Annotated in this window: 12 protein-coding genes; 9 read left to right on the forward strand and 3 right to left on the reverse strand. The window is 66.6% G+C overall.

All coding sequences use genetic code 11. The features are described from left to right. Positions 1 to 76: 76 nt before the first annotated feature. The 3 genes from dipA to aceE all read right to left on the reverse strand — a co-directional run bounded on the left by dipA (position 77) and on the right by aceE (position 7630). The gene (gene dipA, locus FOC67_RS28860; RefSeq protein ID WP_003110189.1) at positions 77 to 2776 is read right to left on the reverse strand and encodes a phosphodiesterase DipA; all 2700 of its coding nucleotides are present in this window, start codon (positions 2774 to 2776) and stop codon (positions 77 to 79) included. A gap of 417 nt (positions 2777 to 3193) precedes the next feature. Then, positions 3194 to 4837, reverse strand: a complete 1644-nt coding sequence (gene aceF, locus FOC67_RS28865; RefSeq protein WP_003125595.1) for a dihydrolipoyllysine-residue acetyltransferase — start codon at positions 4835 to 4837, stop codon at positions 3194 to 3196. Between the two features lie 144 nt (positions 4838 to 4981). Further along, positions 4982 to 7630, reverse strand: coding sequence for a pyruvate dehydrogenase (acetyl-transferring), homodimeric type (gene aceE, locus FOC67_RS28870; protein WP_003109907.1), 2649 nt, complete (start codon positions 7628 to 7630; stop codon positions 4982 to 4984). A 281-nt stretch (positions 7631 to 7911) separates the two neighbouring features. On the opposite strand from aceE, the gene glnE reads away from it, so the two are divergent. From glnE to FOC67_RS28915, 9 genes are read left to right on the forward strand one after another with little or no spacing between them, the layout of a single operon-like run. Then, entirely contained in the window at positions 7912 to 10860 is a 2949-nt protein-coding gene (gene glnE, locus FOC67_RS28875; RefSeq protein ID WP_009314388.1) for a bifunctional [glutamate--ammonia ligase]-adenylyl-L-tyrosine phosphorylase/[glutamate--ammonia-ligase] adenylyltransferase, read from the forward strand. A gap of 55 nt (positions 10861 to 10915) precedes the next feature. Next, a complete protein-coding gene (gene ilvE / locus FOC67_RS28880; RefSeq protein ID WP_003095783.1) occupies positions 10916 to 11839 on the forward strand; it encodes a branched-chain-amino-acid transaminase in 924 nt (307 codons plus the stop codon). 59 nt (positions 11840 to 11898) lie between these two features. Beyond that, positions 11899 to 12936, forward strand: a complete 1038-nt coding sequence (waaF, locus tag FOC67_RS28885) for a lipopolysaccharide heptosyltransferase II (protein WP_009314387.1) — start codon at positions 11899 to 11901, stop codon at positions 12934 to 12936. After that, positions 12933 to 14000: a lipopolysaccharide heptosyltransferase I gene (gene waaC / locus FOC67_RS28890; RefSeq protein ID WP_003095779.1), complete on the forward strand. Its 1068-nt coding sequence runs from the start codon at positions 12933 to 12935 to the stop codon at positions 13998 to 14000. The genes waaF and waaC overlap by 4 nt, the downstream gene beginning before the upstream one ends. Next, on the forward strand, positions 13997 to 15118 hold the full coding sequence (locus tag FOC67_RS28895; protein ID WP_003135667.1) for a glycosyltransferase family 4 protein: 1122 nt from the start codon (positions 13997 to 13999) through the stop codon (positions 15116 to 15118). Before waaC ends, FOC67_RS28895 begins: the two co-directional genes overlap by 4 nt. Next, complete coding sequence (rfaP, locus tag FOC67_RS28900; protein ID WP_003095775.1) at positions 15115 to 15921, forward strand: lipopolysaccharide core heptose(I) kinase RfaP; 807 nt, start codon at positions 15115 to 15117, stop codon at positions 15919 to 15921. Before FOC67_RS28895 ends, rfaP begins: the two co-directional genes overlap by 4 nt. Next, entirely contained in the window at positions 15921 to 16655 is a 735-nt protein-coding gene (locus tag FOC67_RS28905) for a lipopolysaccharide kinase InaA family protein (protein ID WP_009314386.1), read from the forward strand. Before rfaP ends, FOC67_RS28905 begins: the two co-directional genes overlap by 1 nt. Beyond that, on the forward strand, positions 16652 to 17410 hold the full coding sequence (locus FOC67_RS28910) for a lipopolysaccharide kinase InaA family protein (protein WP_003095770.1): 759 nt from the start codon (positions 16652 to 16654) through the stop codon (positions 17408 to 17410). Before FOC67_RS28905 ends, FOC67_RS28910 begins: the two co-directional genes overlap by 4 nt. Next, entirely contained in the window at positions 17407 to 18885 is a 1479-nt protein-coding gene (locus FOC67_RS28915) for a lipopolysaccharide kinase InaA family protein (protein ID WP_003123597.1), read from the forward strand. The genes FOC67_RS28910 and FOC67_RS28915 overlap by 4 nt, the downstream gene beginning before the upstream one ends. Positions 18886 to 18967: the final 82 nt, after the last annotated feature.

Below are 18967 nucleotides of genomic sequence, written 5' to 3' on the forward strand. Positions count from 1 at the left end.
CAGGGGGTAGGCGAATGACTCGCGGATGAGCACAGAGAGTACAGCCTTTCCGCGCCGGCGGGGGAGGCCTGGGCGATCAGTGCAGGGTGCGGCAGGGATAGCGCAGCAGGCTGGTATTGAGCAGGTCGCTGGGGATCGGCCGGTCGAACAGGTAGCCCTGGCCGATGTCGCAGCGGTTGCGCCGGAGGAAGGCCAGTTGCTCGGCGCTCTCCACGCCTTCGGCGACCACCTTGAGCTTGAGGTTGTGGGCCATGGCGATCACCGCCGAGGTGATTTCCATGTCGTCCTGGCTGTCCGGGATGTCCTTGATGAAGCTGCGGTCGATCTTGATCACGTCGATGGGGAATTTCTTCAGGTAGCTCAGCGACGAGTAGCCGGTGCCGAAGTCGTCCATCGCCAGGGTCAGGCCGAGGCTCTTCAGGCGTTCGAGTTGCTGGCGGGTATCGTCGGTGGCGTCCAGCAGCAGGCTTTCGGTGAGCTCCAGTTCCAGCTGGCTGGCCGGGATGTTCTCTTCGTGGAGGATCGCCGCGATCGAGCCGACCAGGTCCGGGTCGGTGAACTGCTTGGGCGACAGGTTGATGGCGATCTGCAGCTCGCCCAGCCCGGCCTCGGCCAGCTCGCGGGCCTGGCGACAGGCTTCGCGGATCACCCACTTGCCGATCGGCACGATCAGCCCGGTTTCCTCGGCCACGCTGATGAAGCGGTCCGGGCGGATCATGCCTTTTTCCGGATGCTGCCAGCGCAGCAGGGCTTCCAGGCCGAGCAACTGGCCGCTGCGCAGGCACAGCTTGGGCTGGTAGTGCACCGCCAGTTCGTTCTGCGCCAGGGCGCGGCGCAGGTTGCTCTCGACGAACAGCTTGTAGCTGGCCTCGGCGGTCAGCGCCTCGGTGAACACCTGGACCTGGTGCTTGCCGTTGGCCTTGGCCTTGTGCAGCGCCAGGCCGGCGTACTTCATCAGGGTCTGCGGGTCGCAGCCGTGCTGCGGGGCGCTGGCCAGGCCGATGGAGCCGGTGATGTTGATCAACTGGTTGTCGACGAACAGCGGCTTGTCGAGCATGTGCAGGACCTGCGCGGCAATGCTTTCGCCCTTTTCCACCGCGGTGTCGTCGAGCAGCACGGCGAACTCGTTGCTGGCGAAGCGCGCCAGGGTGGCGCCGTCGCCGAGGCAACTGCGCAAGCGCCGGGCCAGGCTGACCAGCAGCTTGTCGCCGGTCTGGTGGCCGAGGCTGTCATTGATCCGCTTGAAGTTGTCGATGTCCACCAGCAGCAGGCTGAGCGGGCGGTCGCCGCTGCTTTCCAGGCGTTCCTCGAGGGCGCCGATGAAATAGTGCCGGTTGGCCAGGCCGGTGAGGTTGTCGCGGTAGGCGAGTTTCTCGATGTGCTGCTGGGCCAGCTTGTTCTGCGTGATGTCTTCGTAGATGCCGATGTAGTGGGTCAGCTCGCCGAGATCGTCGTAGACCTTCGACAGCGACAACTGGCCCCAGTAAGGCTCGTGGTTCTTGCGGCGGCTGCGGAACTCGCCCTGCCAGCTGTTCTGCTGGGTCAGCGCGGAACGCGCGTCGAACAGCAGCTCGCTGAGGTTCTCCAGCGCCGGAAGCTCGGACAGGCGTCGGTTACGCACTTCGTCGGCGCTGTACTGGGTGATCGAGGTGAAGCTCGGATTGACGTATTCCACCACGCCGTCGCGGTCGATCAGCAGGAAGGCGCTGGCGCTCTGTTCCACCGCGCGCTGGAACAGGTGCAGGGCGCTGGAGACATTGCGTCGCTCGTGGTTCATCAGGACCTGCGCGTACTGGTCGGCGAGTTCCCCGGCGAAGGCGATCTCGTCGCTCTGCCACATGCGGTTCTCGCCGGCGTGTTCCAGGCACAGCACGCCGACCACCTCGCCGCCGATGCGGATGGTGGCGTCGAGCAGGGCGTTGACGCCCAGCGGCTTCAGGTAGTCCTTGTAGAGTTCCTGGGTGCGTGGGTCGCGTTGGGCGTTGTGGGCGTCGATGGCGCGCCCGCTGTGTACCGCCTCGAGGTAGGCGGGGTAGCGGCTGGCGTCGATGCTCTGGGGCTTCTCGTACTGGTCGAGGTCGCGGCGGTAGACGGTCACCGCTTCCAGGCGCTGGTCGTCGAGCAGGCGCCAGATGCCGGCGCGCGCGGTGCCGTAGGCTTCGCAGGCGGCCTGGGTGATCAGTTGCGCGGCTTCCAGCAGCGGGTCGCTGGACAGGTAGCGATGGCGGGCCAGGCGGACGATCAGGTTCTGCTGGGTGCGCGAGCGCAGCAGGTGTTGCAGGTGGTCGTCCTGGGAGCGCTGGTAGAGGTCCAGGGACGCCTTCAGGCGCAGGTTCTGCGATTCCAGGTCGAGCAACTGTTCGCTGCGCTCGGCGCTCTCCTGTCGCTCCTCGACCATCAGGTAGCCGTGCAGCAACTGGCGGCCATGCTGCTGGAAGGCTTCGCCGAACTCCAGCATGGTCAGCACGCCGTTGGGTGTGTGCAGCTTGTAGCTCACCTGGTAGTGCGGGCGCTTCACCAGTTGCTGCTGGATCTGCTCGTGCAGGCGGTGGCGGGCCTCGGGTTCCATCAGGCTGGCGTAAGGCGCATCGAGCAGTGCGCAGAGGGTAGTCGCCGGCAGCCCGAGCTGGCGCTCGCAGGCAGGATCGAGGAACAGCAGTGCCCAGCTCGGCTCGTTCAGCCGCTCGAAACGCAGCAGCCCGAGCCGCGACGGCACGGGTAGCTGCGTGACAACCTCGGCCGCCGAACGGCTGGCGGCATCGGGATGACTTTTCATGCGAGGCTGATTCCAGGTACTGAGCGAGGGGGAGGCCTCGACCCGTTTCGATGGGGTGCAGGCAAAGGGTGCATTATGCCGATTGGTCTGACAAGTAACTCTGTATCGGCCCGGCAGGGCCCAAGTTAAGCGTATCCGGGAAAAAACCGCTGGACGGTCGGAGGTCTGCGGCGCCGCTGGAAAAGCCCTGTTTTTCGTAGGGTTGGCTTCGCCGGGAGGGTTGGCGTCGAGTGCCTGTCATCGTGCGCGTCGAACTCGCGCCTGCGGGTCCTGTGGCATTCGCTGGCGGTACGACGGGACGCAGTTTCGCCGAGCCGTCAGGCAGGCAAAAAAAGCCCCACCATCCGGTGGGGCCGAGAGACGAGCGTGGCATGCTCGCGAGAGGGGCTGGCCGCTCCGTGGGGAGCGGCGCAGGTATTACAGGAGCAGGGTGCGGATGTCCGCCAGCAGCTCGCCCAGGCGCTTGGTGAAGCGCGCCGCGGCGGCGCCGTTGATCACGCGATGGTCGTAGGACAGCGACAGCGGCAGCATCAGGCGCGGCTGGAAGGCCTTGCCGTCCCATACCGGCTGCATGGTCGCCTTGGACACACCGAGGATCGCCACTTCCGGCGCGTTGACGATCGGCGTGAAGCCGGTGCCGCCGATGTGGCCGAGACTGGAGATGGTGAAGCAGGCGCCCTGCATGGCATCGGCCGAGAGCTTCTTGTTGCGGGCCTTGTCGGCCAGCTCGGCGGCCTCGGCGGCCAGTTGCAGGAGGCTCTTCCGGTCGACATCGCGGATCACCGGGACCAGCAGGCCGTCCGGAGTGTCCACGGCGAAGCCGATGTGTACGTACTTCTTGCGAATCAGCGCCTTGCCGCTGGGGGCCAGCGAACTGTTGAAGTCCGGCAGTTCCTTGAGCAGGTGGGCGCAGGCCTTGAGCAGGATCGGCAGTACGGTCAGCTTGACCCCGGCCTTCTCCGCCGCGGCCTTCTGGGCAACGCGGAAGGCTTCCATGTCGGTGATGTCCGACTGGTCGAACTGGGTCACGTGCGGCACGTTCAGCCAGCTGCGATGCAGGTTGGCGGCGCCGACCTGCATCAGGCGGGTCATCGCCACTTCTTCCACTTCGCCGAACTTGCTGAAGTCGACTTCCGGGATCGGCGGGATGCCGGCTCCGCCGGTGGCGCCGGCACCGCCGGACTTGGCGCGCTGCAGTTGCTCCTTGACGAAGACCTGGACGTCTTCCTTGAGGATGCGGCCCTTGGGACCGCTGGCTTTCACTTCGCTCAGCTCGACGCCGAACTCGCGCGCCAGCATGCGCACCGCCGGGCCGGCGTGGACCTTGGCGCCGTCGCGGCTGGGTGCGCCGACCGGAGCCGGGGTATCGGCCTTGGCTGGCGCAGGGGCCGCCGCGGCGGGCTTCTGCTCGGCGGCGGGCGCCGCGGCCTGGGCCGGAGCGGCTGCCGGCTGCTCTTCGGCTGCCGGAGCGGCGCCTTCCACCTTCAGCTTGAGGATCAGGTCGCCGGTGCCGACTTCGTCACCGACCTTGATCGAGACGCTTTCCACCACGCCGGAGGCCGGCGAAGGGATCTCCATGCTGGCCTTGTCGGATTCCAGGGTGATCAGCGACTGGTCGGCCTCGACCGTGTCGCCAGCCTTGACCATCACTTCGATGACGTTGGCCTTGCCGGCCGAGCCGATGTCCGGGACCTTGATGTCCTGGACACTGGCTGCGGCGGGGGCGGCCGGCTTGCTCTCGCTCGGGGCGGGAGCAGGCGCTTCGGCTTTCGGCGCTTCCGGTTGGGCGGGCGCTGCCTCGGCCTTGGCTTCGGCAGGCTGTTCGCCGCCTTCCACTTCCAGCTCGAGGATTTCGTCACCTTCTTTCAAGGTGTCGCCGACCTTCGCCTTGATGCTTTTCACTACCCCGGCCTTGGGACTGGGGATTTCCATGCTGGCCTTGTCGGATTCCAGGGTCAGCAGGCTCTGATCGGCCTCGACCTTGTCGCCGGGCTTGACCAGCAGCTCGATGACTTCACCCTCACCGTTGCCGATGTCGGGTACGCGAATGAGTTCGCTCACATTCCTCTCCTTTTACGTGCCACCACCGCTGTGCGGCGCGCAAAACAAAGACTTTTGGTCCTTGGTTCGTTGTGAGCCGGCGCCGCCCGTTGGCGGCGCCGGCGTGCTCGAAACCCCTCGCTGCCGAGGGGAGTATGGAGCGAATTAGCAATCCAGCGGGTTGCGCTTCTCCGGATCGATACCGTACTTGGCGATGGCCTCGGCCACCACTTTCGGCTCGATATCGCCGCGATCGGCCAGCGCTTCGAGCGCGGCCAGCACCACCCAGTGACGATCCACTTCGAAGAAGTTGCGCAGCTTCTTGCGGCTGTCGCTGCGGCCGAAGCCGTCGGTGCCGAGCACCTTGTACTCCTTGGAGGGAACCCACTGGCGGATCTGCTCGGCGTAGAGCTTCATGTAGTCGGTGGAGGCGATCACCGGGCCGCGACGGCCGCCCAGGCACTCCTCGACGTAGCTCTGCTTCGGCTTCTGGCCCGGATGCAGGCGGTTCCAGCGCTCGACGGCAAGGCCGTCGCGACGCAGCTCGTTGAAGCTCGGCACGCTCCAGACGTCGGCGCCGATACCGAAGTCGTTGCGCAGCAGCTTGGCCGCTTCCTCGACTTCGCGCAGGATGGTGCCGGAGCCCAGCAGTTGCACGTGGTGAGCGGCTTCCTTCTTGTCCTCCTCGAGGAGGTACATGCCCTTGATGATGCCTTCCTCTGCGCCCTTCGGCATGGCCGGCTGGACGTAGTTCTCGTTCATCACGGTGATGTAGTAGAAGATGTCCTGCTGCTCTTCGATCATTTGCCGCGAGCCTTCGCGGATGATCACCGCCAGTTCGTAGGCGTAGGTCGGATCGTAGGTGCGGCAGTTCGGGATGGTCGAGGCCAGCAGGTGGCTGTGGCCGTCCTCGTGCTGCAGGCCTTCGCCGTTCAGCGTGGTGCGACCGGCGGTGCCGCCGATCAGGAAGCCGTGCGCGCGGCTGTCGCCGGCGGCCCAGGCCAGGTCGCCGATGCGCTGGAAGCCGAACATCGAATAGAAGATGTAGAACGGCAGCATCGGCTGGTTGTGGGTGCTGTAGGAAGTACCGGCGGCAATCCAGCTGGACATGGCGCCGGCCTCGTTGATGCCTTCCTCGAGGATCTGGCCCTTCTTGTCCTCGCGGTAGAACATCACCTGGTCCTTGTCCACCGGCTCGTAGAGCTGGCCGACCGAGGAGTAGATGCCGAGCTGGCGGAACATGCCTTCCATGCCGAAGGTACGGGCCTCGTCCGGGACGATCGGGACGATGCGCGGGCCGAGTTCCTTGTCCTTGACCAGCTGCGAGATGATCCGCACGAAGGCCATGGTGGTGGATATCTCGCGATCGCCGGAGCCGTCGAGCATGGCCTTCAGGGTTTCCAGCGGCGGAACCGGCACGCTCATGCTCTTCTGCCGGCGCACCGGCATGAAGCCGCCCAGCGCGGCGCGGCGCTCGGCCAGGTACTTGGCCTCGGCGCTGCCTTCTTCAGGCTTGTAGAACGGCAGCTTCTCCAGGTCGGCGTCCTTGACCGGGATGTCGAACTTGTCGCGGAACGCGCGCAGGCTGTCGACGTCGACCTTCTTCACGTTGTGCGCGATGTTCTTCGCTTCGCCGCTGCCGGTGCCGTAGCCCTTGATGGTCTTGGCCAGGATGACGGTCGGCTGGCCCTTGTGGTTGACCGCCTGGTGGTAGGCCGCATAGACCTTGTAGGGGTCGTGGCCGCCGCGGTTGAGCTTCCAGATTTCCTCGTCGGAAAGGTCCTTGACCATTTCCAGCAGTTCCGGACGCGCGCCGAAGAAGTGCTCGCGGACGTAGGCGCCGTCTTTCGCCTTGTAGTTCTGGTATTCGCCGTCGATGACCTCGTCCATGCGCTGCTGCAGCAGGCCGGCGGTGTCCTTGGCGAACAGCGGGTCCCAGAAGCGACCCCAGATGACCTTGTTGACGTTCCACTCGGCGCCGCGGAACACGCCTTCCAGTTCCTGGATGATCTTGGCGTTGCCGCGGACCGGGCCGTCGAGGCGCTGCAGGTTGCAGTTGATGACGAAGATCAGGTTGTCGAGTTTTTCGCGGCCGGCCAGGGAGATCGCGCCGAGGGATTCCGGCTCGTCGCACTCGCCGTCGCCCATGAAGCACCAGACCTTCTGCTTGCCGGCGGGGATGAAGCCGCGGCTTTCCAGGTACTTCATGAAGCGTGCCTGGTAGATCGCCTGGATCGGGCCAAGGCCCATGGATACGGTGGGGAACTGCCAGAAGTCCGGCATCAGCCAGGGGTGCGGATAGGAGGACAGGCCGTTGCCGTCCACTTCCTGGCGGAAGTTCTCCAGTTGTTCCTCGCTGATGCGGCCTTCGAGGAAGGCGCGGGCGTAGACGCCGGGGGACGCGTGGCCCTGGAAGAACACCAGGTCGCCGCCGTGTTCTTCGGTGGGAGCCTGGAAGAAATAGTTGAAGCCGATGTCGTAGAGGGTCGCCGAGGAGGCGAAGGTGGAGATGTGGCCGCCCAGGTCCGGGTCGTGCTTGTTCGCCCGCATCACCATCGCCAGGGCGTTCCAGCGCACCAGGGAGCGGATCCGGCGCTCCATGAACAGGTCGCCGGGCATGCGTGCTTCGTGGGTTACCGGAATGGTGTTGCGGTAGGGCGTGGTGATCGCGTAGGGCAGTTGGGTGCCGCTACGGCTGGCCAGCTCGCCCATGCGGGTCATCAGGTAATGAGCGCGGTCTTCACCTTCGCGGTCGAGTACGGACTCCAGGGCGTCCAGCCATTCCTGGGTTTCGACGGGATCGAGGTCTTGCATGGCTTGCTCCAGGGCGGAAAGGCTTCCAGAATCGGATGCCATAGGTGAGCGGCCGGCCTCGTGGGCGACCGCAGCTAATTCTTGGATGTTCTCCGGGGGTGTACCCGGCGACTTGTAGTTTTACTACAGATCAGTCTGAGAAACAGCCCTCTGGATACAATTTTTAGTAGTAAAACTACATTTCGATTGTTGCTGTCAGGCTATAAGGCCCGATGTAGAGCCTTTTCGACGTTGTGCGTCGAGCCTGTGGTCTTCGGTCGGAAGCCCAAACAGGATAGACCATGAGCCTGCCTTCGCTGGCGAATCTGCCGGCCACCCTGCTGCCCGCCGCCGAACGCGCCGGGACTGCCCTCCGCTCCGCTGTCGCCGCCCTCGATGCCGCCGCCCTGGCCCGCCTGGAGGCCTGGCCCGAGGAGCGCCTGGAGGATTTCCGACGGGTCGCTGCGGCCAGCGATTTCGTCGCCGAGCAGGCAGTGCGCGACCCGGCGATGCTGCTGGATCTGGCCGAACGCGGCGAGCTGGAGAACCCCCACGCGCCCGGCGAATTGCGCAGCCAGTTGCAGGCGCGGCTGGAGGATTGCGCCGACGAGGACGAACTCGGTCGGCGCCTGCGACGTTTCCGCACACGCCAGCAACTGCGCATCATCTGGCGCGACCTGACCCGCCGCGCCGCGCTGGCGGAAACCTGTCGCGACCTGTCGGCCCTGGCCGACGCCTGCATCGACCTGGCTTGCGAGTGGCTCCATCGGCGCCAGTGCGAGCAGTTCGGCACGCCGATCGGCCGGCGCTCCGGCGAACCGCAGCGGATGGTGGTCCTCGGCATGGGCAAGCTGGGCGCGGTGGAGCTCAACCTGTCGTCGGACATCGACCTGATCTTCGGTTACCCGGAGGGCGGCGAGACCGAGGGGGCGAAGCGTTCGCTGGACAACCAGGAGTTCTTCACCCGCCTGGGGCAGAAGCTGATCAAGGCGCTGGATGCGATCACCGTCGACGGCTTCGTCTTCCGCGTCGACATGCGCCTGCGTCCCTACGGCTCCAGCGGACCGCTGGTCTACAGCTTCGCCGCGCTGGAGCAGTACTACCAGGACCAGGGGCGCGACTGGGAGCGCTACGCGATGATCAAGGCGCGGGTGGTCGGCGGCGACCGGCAGGCAGGCGAGCAACTGCTCGGCATGCTGCGGCCGTTCGTCTATCGGCGCTACCTGGACTTCTCCGCCATCGAGGCGCTGCGCACCATGAAGCAGCTGATCCAGCAGGAGGTCCGGCGCAAGGGGATGTCGGAAAACATCAAGCTGGGCGAAGGCGGTATCCGCGAGGTGGAGTTCATCGCCCAGGCCTTCCAGTTGATCCATGGCGGGCGCGACCTGAGCTTGCAGCAACGGCCGCTGCTGAAAGTGCTGGCGACCCTGGAGGGGCAGGGCTACCTGCCGCCGGCGGTGGTCGAGGAGCTGCGCGGCGGCTACGAGTTCCTGCGCTACGCCGAGCATGCCATCCAGGCGCTGGCCGACCGGCAGACGCAAATGCTGCCCAGCGACGAATACGACCGCATCCGCGTGGCCTTCATCATGGGCTTCGCCAGTTGGGCCGCATTCCACGAGCGCCTGAGCCACTGGCGGGCGCGCATCGACTGGCACTTCCGCCAGGTGATCGCCGACCCGGACGAGGACGAAAGCGGCGAGGCGGCCTGCGGCAGCGTCGGCGCCGAGTGGATCCCGCTGTGGGAGGAGGCGCTGGACGAGGAGTCGGCCAGCCGGCAACTGGCCGACGCCGGCTTCGTCGATGCCGAGGCGGCCTGGAAGCGTCTCAGCGATCTGCGCCACGGCCCCCAGGTGCGAGCGATGCAGCGTCTCGGCCGGGAACGCCTGGATGCCTTCGTTCCGCGCCTGCTGGCGATGACCGTGGAAAACCCTCAGCCGGACCTGGTGCTGGAGCGGGTCCTGCCGCTGGTGGAAGCGGTGGCGCGGCGTTCCGCCTACCTGGTGTTGCTGACCGAGAACCCTGGCGCGCTGGAGCGCCTGCTGACCCTCTGCGCGGCCAGCCCGATGGTTGCCGAGCAGATCGCGCGGTTCCCGATCCTGCTCGACGAACTGCTCAACGAGGGGCGCCTGTTCCGTCCTCCACAGGCCGCCGAGCTGGCCGCCGAGCTGCGCGAACGGCTGATGCGGATTCCCGAGGACGACCTCGAGCAGCAGATGGAGACCCTTCGTCACTTCAAGCTGGCCCACGGGCTGCGGGTGGCGGCCTCGGAGATCGCCGGCACGCTGCCGTTGATGAAGGTCAGCGACTACCTGACCTGGCTGGCCGAGGCGATCCTCGTCGAGGTCCTCGAACTGGCCTGGCGGCAGTTGGTGCAGCGTCACGGCCGGCCGTTGCGCGCCGACGGCACGCCGTGCGATCCGGACTTCGTCATCGTCGGCTACGGCAAGGTCGGCGGGCTGGAGTTCGGTCATGGCTCGGACCTCGACCTGGTGTTCATCCATGACGGCGACCCCCACTGCGAGACCGATGGCGGCAAATCCATCGATGGCGCGCAGTTCTTTACCCGCCTGGGGCAGAAGATCATCCATTTCCTCACCGCGCAGACGCCATCCGGCACCCTCTACGAGGTCGACATGCGCCTGCGTCCGAGCGGCGCGGCCGGCCTGCTGGTGAGTTCGCTGGGCGCCTTCCAGCGCTACCAGGAGCAGGAGGCCTGGACCTGGGAGCACCAGGCGTTGGTCCGCGCCCGGGTGCTGGCCGGTTGCCGGCGGGTGCAGGCGAGCTTCGAGGCGGTACGTGCCGAGGTGCTGGCGAGGCCGCGCGATCTCGACGCGTTGCGCACCGAAGTCAGCGAAATGCGCGCCAAGATGCGCGACAACCTGGGAACCCGCGCGACCGCCGCCGGTACCGCCTCGAATGCCTTCGAGGCCACGGCAGCCTTCGATCTCAAGCACGATGCCGGTGGTATCGTCGATATCGAATTTATGGTGCAATATGCGGTTCTAGCTTGGTCCGGAGAACACCCGGCGCTGCTCGAATTCACCGATAACATCCGCATTCTGGAAGGACTGGAACGGGCTGGCCTGATCGCCAGCGAGGACGTCCGTCTCCTGCAGGAGGCCTACAAGGCCTATCGCGCAGCCGCACACCGCCTGGCACTACAGAAGGAGGCCGGGGTCGTGAGCGGCGAGCACTTCCAGACGGAGCGGCGAGAAGTGATCAGGATCTGGCGCGAGCTGCGGCTCGGCTGATCCACTCAGGCACGTAACGCAAGTACGTAACGAATATCTGAAGGAGCTGGCAACTATGTCGATGGCCGATCGTGATGGCGTGATCTGGTATGACGGTGAACTGGTGCAGTGGCGCGACGCGACCACGCACGTGCTGACCCATACCCTGCACTATGGAATGGGCGTGTTCGAGGGCGTGCGCGCCTACGACACCCCGCAGGGCACGGCGATCTTCCGCCTGCAGGCGCATACCGACCGGCTGTTCGACTCCGCGCACATCATGAACATGCAGATCCCGTACAGCCGCGACGAGATCAACGAGGCGACCCGCGCCGCCGTGCGCGAGAACAACCTGGAAAGCGCCTATATCCGCCCGATGGTGTTCTACGGAAGCGAAGGCATGGGCCTGCGCGCCAGCGGCCTGAAGGTCCATGTGATCATCGCCGCCTGGAGCTGGGGCGCCTACATGGGCGAGGAAGCCCTGCAGCAAGGCATCAAGGTGCGCACCAGTTCCTTCACCCGCCACCACGTCAACATCTCGATGACCCGCGCCAAGTCCAACGGTGCCTACATCAACTCGATGCTGGCCCTCCAGGAGGCGATCTCCGGCGGCGCCGACGAGGCCATGATGCTCGATCCGGAAGGCTATGTGGCCGAAGGCTCCGGCGAGAACATCTTCATCATCAAGGATGGCGTGATCTACACCCCGGAAGTCACCGCCTGCCTGAACGGCATCACTCGTAACACTATCCTGACCCTGGCCGCCGAACACGGTTTTAAACTGGTCGAGAAGCGCATCACCCGCGACGAGGTGTACATCGCCGACGAGGCCTTCTTCACCGGCACTGCCGCGGAAGTCACGCCGATCCGCGAAGTGGACGGTCGCAAGATCGGCGCCGGCCGCCGTGGCCCGGTCACCGAAAAGCTGCAGAAAGCCTATTTCGACCTGGTCAGCGGCAAGACCGAGGCCCACGCCGAGTGGCGTACCCTGGTCAAGTAAGCACCGAAGAAGGGTGTGACAGGGAGGCGAAAGCCTCCCTGATCATTTCCGGAGCCTGAATGAGAATTCTGATCGTAGGTCCCTCCTGGGTGGGGGACATGGTGATGGCGCAGACCCTGTTCCAGTGTCTGCGCCAGCGGCATCCCGAGTGCGTGATCGACGTGCTGGCGCCCGAATGGAGCCGACCGATCCTCGAGCGCATGCCCGAGGTGCGCCAGGCCCTGAGCTTCCCGCTCGGCCACGGGGTGATGGACGTCGCCACCCGGCGCCGGATCGGACGCGGCCTGCGCGGTCAGTACGAGCAGGCGATCCTGCTGCCCAACTCGCTGAAGTCGGCGTTGGTGCCCTGGTTCGCCGGAATACCGAAGCGCACCGGCTGGCGCGGCGAGATGCGCTACGGGCTGCTCAATGACATCCGAAAGCTCGACAAGCAGCGCTATCCGCTGATGATCGAACGCTTCATGGCCCTGGCCTTCGAGCCGGGCGTGGAGTTGCCGAAGCCCTATCCGCAGCCGCGCCTGCGGATCGACGACGGCAGCCGCCAGGCGGCGCTCGACAAGTTCGCCCTGAGCCTGGACCGCCCGGTGCTGGCGCTCTGTCCCGGCGCCGAGTTCGGCGAGGCCAAGCGCTGGCCGGCGGAACACTACGCCGCGGTCGCCGAGGCGAAGATCCGTGCCGGCTGGCAGGTCTGGCTGTTCGGCTCGAAGAACGACCATCCCGGTGGAGAGGAGATTCGCCAGCGCCTGATTCCGGGGTTGCGCGAGGAGTCCTTCAATCTTGCCGGGGAGACTTCGCTGGCCGAGGCCATCGACCTGATGTCCTGCGCTGGCGCGGTGGTGTCCAACGATTCCGGCCTGATGCACGTGGCGGCCGCGCTGGATCGCCCGCTGGTGGGCGTCTATGGCTCCACCTCGCCGCAGTTCACCCCGCCGCTGGCGGACCGGGTGGAGATCGTCCGCCTCGGTCTCGAGTGCAGCCCGTGCTTCGAGCGCACCTGTCGCTTCGGCCACTACAATTGCCTCCGCGAGCTGCCGCCTGGTCTGGTATTGCAAGCCCTGGAGCGGCTGGTCGTCGACCCTGCCGAGGTCGCCGGATGAGGGTACTGCTGGTCAAGACCTCGTCCCTCGGCGACGTGATCCACACCCTGCCGGCGCTTACCGACGCCGCCCGGGCGATTCCCGGCATCCAGTTCGACTGGGTGGTGGAGGAAGGTTTCGCCGAGATTCCCGCCTGGCATCCGGCGGTGGCGCGGGTGATCCCGGTGGCGATCCGGCGCTGGCGCAAGAACCTCTGGCAGACCCTGCGCAACGGCGAATGGCGGCGCTTCAAGCAGCGCCTGAAGGAAGTCGACTATGACCTGGTGATCGACGCCCAGGGGCTGCTGAAGAGTGCCTGGCTGACCCGCTACGTGGGCAAGACGCCGGTCGCCGGTCTCGATCGCGACTCGGCGCGCGAGCCGCTCGCCAGCCGCTTCTATCGCCGTGCCTATCCGGTCGCCTGGGGACAGCATGCGGTGGAGCGCACGCGCCAGTTGTTCGCCCAGGCGCTGGACTACCCGTTGCCCGAGTCGGTCGGTGACTATGGCCTGGACCGCGAGCAGTTGGCCGACGCCGACCCTGGCGCGCCGTACCTGGTGTTCCTGCACGGTACTACCTGGGTCACCAAGCATTGGCCGGAAGCCTACTGGCGCGAACTGGCCGAGCGCATGTGCGAGCGCGGCTGGTCGGTGCGCCTGCCCTGGGGCAGCGCCGCCGAGCGGGAGCGGGCCGGGCGCCTGGCGGCGGGGTTGGAAAATGCCGCGGTACTCCCCAGATTATCCCTGGCCGGCATGGCCAAGGTGCTTGCCGGCGCGCGCGCCTGCGTGGCGGTGGATACCGGCCTCGGTCACCTGGCGGCGGCGCTGGACGTGCCGACGCTGTCGCTGTTCGGCCCGACCAATCCTGGCTTCACCGGCGCCTACGGGCGTTCCCAGGTTCACCTGGGCAGCGACTTCCCCTGTGCGCCGTGCCTGAAGAAGACCTGTACCTACCAGCCGACCGAAGAGGACCGCAAACTGTTCGATCTCAAGCGTGAGCAGCCGCTGTGCTTCACCCGGCTGAATCCCCAGCGCGTGGCCACCCAGCTGGAGGCCATGCTGCTGGCCCCGGAGACCCTCCGATGACCCTGGCGTTCATCCTCTACAAATACTTCCCCTTCGGCGGCCTGCAGCGCGACTTCATGCGCATCGCCCTGGAATGCCAGCGGCGCGGGCACGACATCCGCGTCTATACCCTGATCTGGGAGGGCGACGTGCCGGACGGCTTCGAAGTGCTGGTGGCCCCGGTGCGCTCGATCTTCAACCACCGGCGCAACGAGAAGTTCACCGCGTGGGTCCGCGCCGACCTGGCCAGGCGCCCGGTGCAGCGGGTGATCGGCTTCAACAAGATGCCCGGACTGGATGTCTACTACGCCGCCGACGCCTGTTTCGAGGAAAAGGCCCAGACCTTGCGCAACCCGCTGTACCGCCAGTGGGGCCGCTACCGCCACTTCGCCGGCTACGAACGGGCAGTGTTCGACCCGGCCTCGAAGACCGAGATCCTGATGATCTCCGAGGTGCAGCAGCCGCTCTTCGTCAAGCACTACGGCACCCAGGCCGAGCGTTTCCATCTGCTGCCGCCGGGGATCAGCCAGGATCGCCGGGCGCCGGCCAACGCCGCGGACGTGCGTGCGGAATTCCGCCGCGAGTTCGGCCTGGAGGAGGACGACCTGCTGCTGGTGCAGATCGGCTCCGGCTTCAAGACCAAGGGCCTGGATCGCAGCCTGAAGGCGCTGGCCGCGCTGCCCAAGGCGTTGCGCAGGCGCACCCGGCTGATCGCCATCGGCCAGGACGATCCCAAGCCGTTCCTGCTACAGATCGCCGCCCTCGGTCTCAACGACCAGGTACAGATCCTCAAGGGGCGCAGCGATATCCCGCGCTTCCTGCTCGGCGCCGACCTGCTGATCCACCCGGCCTACAACGAGAACACCGGTACGGTGCTGCTGGAGGCGCTGGTCTCCGGCCTGCCGGTGTTGGTGACCGATGTCTGCGGCTATGCCCACTACATCGCCGAGGCCGACGCCGGGCGGGTGCTGCCGAGTCCGTTCGAGCAGGACAGTCTCAACCGCCTGCTCGCGGAAATGCTGGAGGACGCTCCGGCGCGCGCCGCCTGGTCGCGCAATGGCCTGGCCTACGCCGATCACGCCGACCTCTACAGCATGCCGCAGCGCGCCGCCGACCTGATCCTCGGGGAGGCCTCATGAGGCTGGTGCTGGAAGAGCCGTTCAAGCGCCTGTGGAGCGGGCGCGACCCGTTCGAGGCGGTGGAGGCGCTGCAAGGCAAGGTCTACCGCGAACTGGAGGGGCGCCGCACCCTGCGCACCGAGGTCGACGGGCGCGGCTACTTCGTCAAGATCCACCGTGGCATCGGCTGGGGCGAGATCGCCAAGAACCTGCTCACCGCCAAGCTCCCGGTGCTCGGCGCGCGCCAGGAGTGGCAGGCCATCCGGCGCCTGCACGAGGCCGGCGTAGCGACCATGACCGCGGTCGCCTACGGCGAGCGCGGCAGCGATCCGGCGCGGCAGCATTCCTTCATCGTCACCGAGGAACTGGCGCCGACCGTGGACCTCGAGGTGTTCTCCCAGGACTGGCGCGAACGTCCTCCACCGCCGCGGCTCAAGCGCGCGCTGGTCGAGGCGGTGGCGCGGATGGTCGGCGACATGCACCGTGCCGGAGTCAACCATCGCGACTGCTACATCTGTCATTTCCTGTTGCACACCGACAAGCCGGTGAGCGCGGACGATTTCCGCCTCTCGGTGATCGACCTGCACCGTGCCCAGACCCGCGACGCCACGCCGAAACGCTGGCGTAACAAGGATCTGGCGGCATTGTATTTCTCTGCGCTGGACATCGGACTGACGCGTCGCGACAAGCTACGCTTCCTGCGCACCTATTTCCGCCGGCCGTTGCGCGAGATACTGCGCGACGAGGCCGGCCTGCTGGCCTGGATGGAACGCAAGGCGGAAAAACTCTACGAACGCAAGCAGCGTTACGGAGACCTGCTCTGATGGCGGGGTGGACCCTCGAACCCAATTACCGTCACCTGGCCGCCGACTTCGGTAGCCTCGATAGTGTGTTCGCCCTGGAGGGCGAGCGCCTGACCCGCGACCCGTTGTCCGAGGTCATCCGCATCGAGCGCGACGGCGTGCGTTACTACGTCAAGCGCTACCGCAGCGCCGGCAAGGGCCTGCGCCGCTACCTGGCGCGACCGCGGATCAAGGCCGAGTGGCAGAACCTCAAGCGCTTCGAGAAGTGGGGCATTCCCACCGCCGAAGTGGTCGCCTGGGGGCTGGAGCGCAAGGCCGGCGCCTTCCAGCGCGGCGCCATGATCACCCGCGAACTGCCGGGCACCGAGGACTTGTCGGTACTCGCCTGCAACCGGGATCCGCGCCTGAAGGACCCGCGCTGGGTGGACGGCGTCAGCCGGCAGATCGCCAAGGCTACGCGCCTGATGCACGACCAGCATTTCACCCATAACGACCTGAAGTGGCGCAACCTGCTGGTGGACGCCCAGCCGCTGGTGTATTTCATCGACTGCCCGAACGGCGCGTTCTGGTGGAGCTTCATGCTGCGCTACCGGATCACCAAGGACCTGGCCTGCCTGGACAAGGTGGCCAAGTACCACCTGTCGCGCACCCAGCGCCTGCGCTTCTACCTGCAATATCGCCGTCGCCGGCACCTGAACGAATCCGACAAGAAGCGTATTCGCCAGGTGGTGGCTTTCTTCGAGGGGCGCGAATGAGCGTTTTCATCGCCGCGCAGGACCACGACCTGCTCCAGCGCAACCGTCTGGACAGCTTCGACGCCCTGTGGGCCTTGCAGCTGGATGCCGTGGACGAACCGAATACCGAAAGGGGTGGCTGGAGCAGCGTCTACCGCCTCGACCTGGGCGACTCCGCCTACTACCTGAAGCGCCAGAGCAACCACCTGACCCGCAGCCTGCGCCATCCGCTGGGCGAGCCGACCTTCGCCCGCGAGTTCCGCAACATCGAGCGCTACCGGGCGCTGGGCATTCCCGCCCTGCAGGCGGCGTTCTTCGCCCAGCAGGCGGTCGGCGGAGAGCGCCAGGCGATCCTCCTGACCCGTGCCCTGGACGGTTGGCAGGACCTGGACACCTGGCTGGCGTCCTGGCACGACCTGGCCGAAGAGCGGCGCCGGGCGATTCTCCGGGCGGTTGGCAGGCTGGCGCGCCAGCTGCACGCGGCCGGACAGATGCATGGTTGCTTCTATCCCAAGCATGTATTCCTCCGCGAGGGGGCCGATGGTGTCTTCGAGGCCTGCCTGATCGACCTGGAGAAGACCCGCCCGATCTGGTTCGGCCGCCGCGACCAGGTCAAGGACCTGGAGCCGATGCTGCGCCGTGCCCCGGACTGGAGCGAAGCGGACGTGCACGAATTCATCTCCGCCTATGTCGACGAACCCCTCGACTCGGCCGAGGTCGAGCAGTGGTATCGCCTTCTCGACCAGCGCCGCCGGCGCAAGGAGTCGCGCCGATGAGACTGGCCGAACTGCAAGCCGCCGGGCGCCACCCGCAACTGCCATTGCGGGTGACCCTGGCGGATGGCGCTGGCGCTGCCGAACTGCGCCTGGACAGTCTGCTGCGGGTGCTGCCCGGGCAGCGCTACGTCGGTGCCGGCGAATGGCGTGGGCGCAAGGTGCTGGCCAAGCTGCTGGTGGGCGGCAAGGCCGCACGGCATTTCCAGCGCGAACTGGAAGGGGCGCGTCTGCTCGCGGCCCAGGGGCTGACCACCCCGGCGCTGCTGGCCGACGGGCTGCAGCAGGGCGAGGGCGGCTGGCTGCTGTTCGACTACCTCGACGCGGCGCAGAGCCTCGGTGACGCCTGGCGTGCGGTGGAGGCCCAGGCGCCGCTGGGCGATGCCCAGCAAGCGGTGCTCGGCGAAGCCCTGGCAGCCATTGGCGAGCTGCATGCAAAGGGCCTCTGGCAGGACGACCTGCATCTGGACAACCTGTTGCGCCACGCCGGCCGCCTGTATCTCATCGACGGTGGCGGCGTGCGTGCGGAAACTCCCGGCCAGCCGCTGTCGCGACAGAAAGTGCTGGAAAACCTCGGGGTGTTCTTCGCCCAGTTGCCGGCGCTCCTCGATCCTTTCCTGGAGGAGTTGCTGGTGCACTACCTGCTGGCCAACGGCGAGCATGCGCTGCCGCTGGAAGCCTTGCAGAAGGAAATCGCCAAGGTTCGCCGCTGGCGGGTACGCGACCTGCTGAGGAAGGTCGGTCGCGACTGTAGCCTGTTCAGCGTCGTGCGCGGTCCGTTCCGCCTGTTCGCCGCCCGCCGCAGCGAGGCCGAGACGATGGCGCCGCTGCTGGCGGACGCGGACCGCCTGATCGCCGCCGGCCACGTCTACAAGGACGGCGGCGCGGCCACCGTCGCCCGGGTCGAAGCGAACGGCCGCACGCTGATCATCAAGCGCTACAACATCAAGGGCTGGGTCCATTGGCTGAAGCGCTTCTGGCGGCCGAGCCGGGCCTGGGCCTCCTGGCGCGAAGGCAACCGCCTGGAATTCCTCGGCATCGCCACCGCCCGTCCGCTGGCGATGCTGGAGCGGCGCTGGTGCTGGCTGCGCGGGCGCGCCTACCTGATTACCGATTATCTCGGCGGTCAGGATATAATCGCTCGTTTTAAGCCTTGCCTGGACATGCCCGATGGCGCCGTTTCGCCACCGGAAGCCGAGTTGGCGGCACTGGATCGGCTGTTTTCGACGCTGATCCGCGAACGCATCAGCCACGGCGACCTGAAGGGACACAACCTGTTCTGGCAGGCCCATGAACAAGGCGGCGAATGGGCGCTGATCGACCTGGACGCGATGCGCAAGCATCACAGCCAGGCGTCCTTTGCCCGCGCCTACGCCCGCGACCGCGCGCGCTTCCTGCGCAACTGGCCGCAGGACAGCGGCCTCTACCGGCTGCTGGAGCAACGGATTCCCCGCCTCGGCGACGCCGCCGGGGCTTGAACGACAAGCGACGACCACCGCCTGCGGCGGTCGACGAGTTAAACGAAAGCCGCGGTTGTCGGTCCCACTCCGCAACCGCGAG

This window comes from Pseudomonas sp. FDAARGOS_761 (assembly GCF_013343155.1).
Taxonomy (GTDB): Bacteria; Pseudomonadota; Gammaproteobacteria; order Pseudomonadales; family Pseudomonadaceae; genus Pseudomonas; species Pseudomonas aeruginosa.

Coding starts and splice junctions, on each gene's coding strand:
- dipA (WP_003110189.1), bottom strand. CDS start 2,776: ATGAAAAGTCATCCCGATGCCGCCAGCCGTTCGGCGGCCGAGGTTGTC.
- rfaP (WP_003095775.1), top strand. CDS start 15,115: ATGAGGCTGGTGCTGGAAGAGCCGTTCAAGCGCCTGTGGAGCGGGCGC.
- FOC67_RS28910 (WP_003095770.1), top strand. CDS start 16,652: ATGAGCGTTTTCATCGCCGCGCAGGACCACGACCTGCTCCAGCGCAAC.
- aceE (WP_003109907.1), bottom strand. CDS start 7,630: ATGCAAGACCTCGATCCCGTCGAAACCCAGGAATGGCTGGACGCCCTG.
- ilvE (WP_003095783.1), top strand. CDS start 10,916: ATGTCGATGGCCGATCGTGATGGCGTGATCTGGTATGACGGTGAACTG.
- FOC67_RS28905 (WP_009314386.1), top strand. CDS start 15,921: ATGGCGGGGTGGACCCTCGAACCCAATTACCGTCACCTGGCCGCCGAC.
- FOC67_RS28915 (WP_003123597.1), top strand. CDS start 17,407: ATGAGACTGGCCGAACTGCAAGCCGCCGGGCGCCACCCGCAACTGCCA.
- glnE (WP_009314388.1), top strand. CDS start 7,912: ATGAGCCTGCCTTCGCTGGCGAATCTGCCGGCCACCCTGCTGCCCGCC.
- FOC67_RS28895 (WP_003135667.1), top strand. CDS start 13,997: ATGACCCTGGCGTTCATCCTCTACAAATACTTCCCCTTCGGCGGCCTG.
- waaF (WP_009314387.1), top strand. CDS start 11,899: ATGAGAATTCTGATCGTAGGTCCCTCCTGGGTGGGGGACATGGTGATG.
- waaC (WP_003095779.1), top strand. CDS start 12,933: ATGAGGGTACTGCTGGTCAAGACCTCGTCCCTCGGCGACGTGATCCAC.